The organism is Limnospira sp. PMC 1279.21 (assembly GCF_032349615.1).
GTDB classification, from domain to species: Bacteria; Cyanobacteriota; Cyanobacteriia; order Cyanobacteriales; family Microcoleaceae; genus Limnospira; species Limnospira fusiformis.
Genome location: NZ_JARPLU010000200.1, coordinates 3,179 through 7,369, shown reverse-complemented (window position 1 = coordinate 7,369; position 4,191 = coordinate 3,179). Strand labels below are relative to the sequence as shown.

The 4,191-nt window shown below is 43.0% G+C and carries 3 protein-coding genes; 2 read left to right on the top strand and 1 reads right to left on the bottom strand.

Annotation, left to right across the window (positions count from 1 at the left end; all coding sequences use genetic code 11):
• Positions 1-212: 212 nt before the first annotated feature.
• A complete protein-coding gene (locus P5683_RS21165; RefSeq protein WP_187758268.1) occupies positions 213-2,087 on the bottom strand; it encodes a glycosyltransferase family 39 protein in 1,875 nt (624 codons plus the stop codon).
• A 115-nt stretch (positions 2,088-2,202) separates the two neighbouring features.
• Between P5683_RS21165 and P5683_RS21160 the strand changes: the two genes are divergently transcribed.
• Entirely contained in the window at positions 2,203-3,606 is a 1,404-nt protein-coding gene (locus tag P5683_RS21160) for a DUF2079 domain-containing protein (RefSeq protein WP_006624023.1), read from the top strand.
• A 72-nt stretch (positions 3,607-3,678) separates the two neighbouring features.
• Positions 3,679-3,978, top strand: coding sequence for a hypothetical protein (locus P5683_RS21155; protein ID WP_006624022.1), 300 nt, complete (start codon positions 3,679-3,681; stop codon positions 3,976-3,978).
• Positions 3,979-4,191 lie beyond the last annotated feature (213 nt).

Here is a 4,191-nt window from a genome sequence, read left to right as displayed (position 1 = left end):
TTGATGTCATTAACGGCAGAACCCCATAAATAGGGCGGGTTAATTATTAATTATTAATTATCCGGTGGGGCGAGTTAATTATTAATTATTAATTATTAATTATTAATTATTAATTATTAATTATTAATTATCGGGTGGGGGTTTATTCATCTGATCGCCCTTTGATGTCATTAACAGCAGAACCCGCCCCTACATGATTTCTGGGCTATTAATTATTCATGGTGAATAACACGATATAATAAAATTTGCTTGGAAATGCGAACCAGTTGATAATTTCCCTGTTCTATTAAAATCGGATAATCTCCCGGTTGTAGTCCAATTCTGGCTAAATCCTTGGCGCGACTAACTACGAGGGCTGTGGGGGATTCTGAGGTGTTTTGTAGGACATCAAGGATATGCAAGAGGGGTTCACCTTCTGCCCTCAAAAAGTCGTTTATTCTGAAAAAATGGACGGGTTGCTGAGAATAGAATACTACGGTAGGTTTAGCAAATCCAATCATCCATAACTCTTCTTGGGGTTGTTGGAAAGTTGCCAAGTTTTGGGCGATATTTTTTAGAGGTATTTGTCGGTATTCATCTACTAAGAATAATCCGGGTACAAACACCATATTAAAGAATAAAATAAAGCCGATGAGGTTGGCTGCAATAATTAGTCGCCACTGACGTTTATTGCCTATTAACCAAGCAATTAAAACAGCAGTAGCTGTCCAGATCATACCACCTTTTATCGGTAAGCCAGAGTTATTAACTACTGATGCTAAATCTTCAACGGCTGGGTCGGGTCCGATAAATTGGGGGCTGTAAATAATGGCGATCGCTAAAACCACTAAAAACAGTATATTAACTAATGCGGTATTAAAAAACCAGCGATTTTTAAGATTAATATAATTCCCAGTTTTGGCAAATTCTTCTCCCCAAAAAATCCCGATTAAAATCGCCGCCGCAGGCATCAAAGGCAGCACATAACTAGGAAGTTTAGTAACGGCGATAGTAAAGAATACAAAAATACAGGCAAACCACACCCAAGCAAATAAACCCAATTGCTGATTTCTGGGTTGATTAATCCATTGATTACGCCGCCAAAATCCCAGCCGATATATGGCTATGGGCAAATAAATAGACCAGGGTAAAAACCCGATTAAAACCACGATAAAATAGAAATACCACGGCGCACTATGACCATTAACAACACTGGTAAATCTCTGGACATTATGATAACCAAAAAACGAATCTATATAGTCTTGACCATTTTCAATAATTACCAAAATATACCAAGGTACAGTAATTAATCCGAAAATAATCCCACCCCAAATCACTCCCATTTCTGGCAAAACTGACCACAGGCGATTTACATAAGCCAGAAAAACCACCACAATTAAGCCGGGGATCACAATACCCACAGGACCTTTGGCTAATACGGCTAATCCTGTAAAAATATAGAATCCTAAATACCATTTATTCGGAAATTGCCAGTGACAACAATTTCTGAGTTTATCCATCAATTTAATAGCGGGACTATGATCCGGTTCCTTAGTAGTGGCATATCCCCAAAAAAAGCTAAAGAGACTCAAACCCATACAGCCACTTAATAACATATCCGAAACTCCCTGACGCGCCCAGATGAGAGTTTGTAAATTCAAAGCCACTAAGGCAGTAGCTATCCAAGCAGAAGGCTTAATCTGGGCAAATTTGAGATGTGGGTGGGTAGTAGTTACGAATTGTTGTACAGTCAAAAAACAGCCTACCATTAAAGCGATCGCTGAGATAGCAGAAGGTAATCTTACCGCCCACTCATTCACCCCCACCATATAATAACCCAGGGCAATTAACCAATAAATCAAAGGCGGTTTATCAAAGCGAGTTTCCTGATTAAAATAGGGAGTAATCCAATTACCGGAGATTTTCATATGACGGGCGGCTTCAGCAAATAAAGGTTCCGTTTCATCCACCAAACCCACACTACCAAGATGCCACAGAAAAGCCATAATGGCGATCGCCACTAACCCAGCCATAGATAAAATCCACCCCGACTTAGGATGACGACCCCACATCATCAAAGTTTTTCCCATATTTCCAGTTAACTTCAACCCGTCTAACTCCCAGAATCTGATCTACAATCCCTTAATTTAACAGCCCAACTCTGAAATCGGTGTACTCTGTGGAAAATGTACAATTTTAATCAACATTTTCCAGCGAGGACGAATGAGAAAAGCCCTATTTCCGCCCTATTCCTTACCCCTAATCATTTTCCTAACTAGCTTAGTCCTATTTTTTGGTAGCAGTTGGCGACACGCCCTATTTCAGTCCAACGCCTTCGATTTAGGAATTTTCGATAATGGCATTTATCTAATTAGCCAAGGCGAGAAACCCTTTGTCACCTTTCGGGGTATCCACATACTCGGCGACCATGCAGCTTGGATTTTATACCCCATAGCGCTGCTTTACAAGCTATATCCCGATGTACACTGGCTGTTTGCAGTCCAAGCCATAGCCCTATCAGTCGGGGCGATACCAACCCAATGGCTGGCTTTACAGGCGGGTTTAAAGCCAACCCAAGCTAACTTAATGGCGATAGTTTATTTGCTATATCCCCTGATTTTCAACGTCAACTTATTCGACTTTCACCCAGAAGTTATCGCGCTTCCCCTGTTATTGGTCGCCGTTTACCAAGCCAGGGCGAAACAAGTCCTGTGGTTTTCCCTAGTGGTCCTGGTAATTTTGGGCTGTAAAGCCGTCCTGTCCCTAACCGTGGCGGCGATGGGAGTTTGGTTATTCCTATTTGAAAACAGACGTAGATGTGGTGCGATCGCCATAATTTTAGGGCTGACATGGTTTATAATCGCCACAGGTATCATCATCCCCCACTTCAGCGGCGGTCAACCCGAAGCCGTCGCGCGATATGGTGAATTAGGTAACTCAGTCACAGAAATTGCCAAAAACCTCTTCTTAAAACCCCGACTGGTGGCGCGACAACTCTTCACATTAGCCAACCTAGAATATCTCTTGCTATTGATACTTCCCCTGCTGTGGGGACTCTCACCCCGCCATTTAACCCCCATCATCGGCGCATTACCAATTTTAGCCCTTAACCTCCTTAGCAGTAGTCTCCAACAAAAAAACCTCACCCAGCATTATTCTGTCCCCATACTGCCATTTTTGTTACTAGCCGTAATTTCCGCCCTAGGGAGTAACTCCCATTGGCTACGAAACCCCCGCCATATTATGTTATGGTCGCTACTAGCTTTCTTGGCTTTAGCTAAATACGGTTATTTTTGGTCGCGATATCTCGAACATTTTGACACTGTTTCCCCCTCGCGGGAAGCTGTCGCCCTCGTCAACAGTCCCGGAAGCGTCTTAACCGCAGACCATATCGCCCCCCACCTTACCCACCGCCAGATTTTGATGTTGGCTACCCAAGGGGCGGAAAGTTTGGACCTCACCCAGTTTGAGTGGGTCTTACTAAACTCTACTTACCCAGGCTGGAATAGTTCACAGGAACTTGTGGACGGTCTCATCGTCAAACTTCAAAATATCCCAGAGTTTCAATTGGGATATAGTCGCGACGGGGTACTTTTATTTCACCGGGACACCTCCCCGAAAAATTAAGATTTTCTCAACCGGAATTTGAATTTTCCGGAGTGATGATAAGCAGGTTAGTACCACATTAATTAATAACCTATGTCTAGCACTGATTTGACCCCACCTGTTCACAATTCTGAGGACATTGCTATATCCCGGACTCTTCTACCCACAGAAGAAACCACCACAGGGGATATGGCCTCGCCTTCCCCGAATTGCCCTCGTCAATTGGCCTCAAATACCATGATAGAGTATCTCGGTCATGCTTTTTTCATTGTCATGGCTTTGATTGTCATAGACTGTCTACAATACAGGGAACCTGTATCAACTGAAATAGGAGTAACTCCACATTTACAAGATTTGCAAATTATCAGACGACTGAAAAATAGATTATTGTAATCTCAAATACGCCCCAAAGATTAGGGTCATCATACATCATTTGATGCAGCCGGGAAATCGCACTAAACATTACCCTCACCCTAAATCATTCTCCCCCTCCCTCTCCCCAGAGGGCGGGTTTCTTCATCTTCTGGTTGGGAGCCTAGGAAGCAGTAGAACCCCAGAGGGCGGGTTTCTTCATCTTCTGGTTGGGAGCCTAGGAAGCAGTAGAAC

Excerpts from the sequence above, each read along its gene's own strand:
- P5683_RS21160 (WP_006624023.1), top strand. The coding sequence starts at position 2,203 with ATGAGAAAAGCCCTATTTCCGCCCTATTCCTTACCCCTAATCATTTTC.
- P5683_RS21155 (WP_006624022.1), top strand. The coding sequence starts at position 3,679 with ATGTCTAGCACTGATTTGACCCCACCTGTTCACAATTCTGAGGACATT.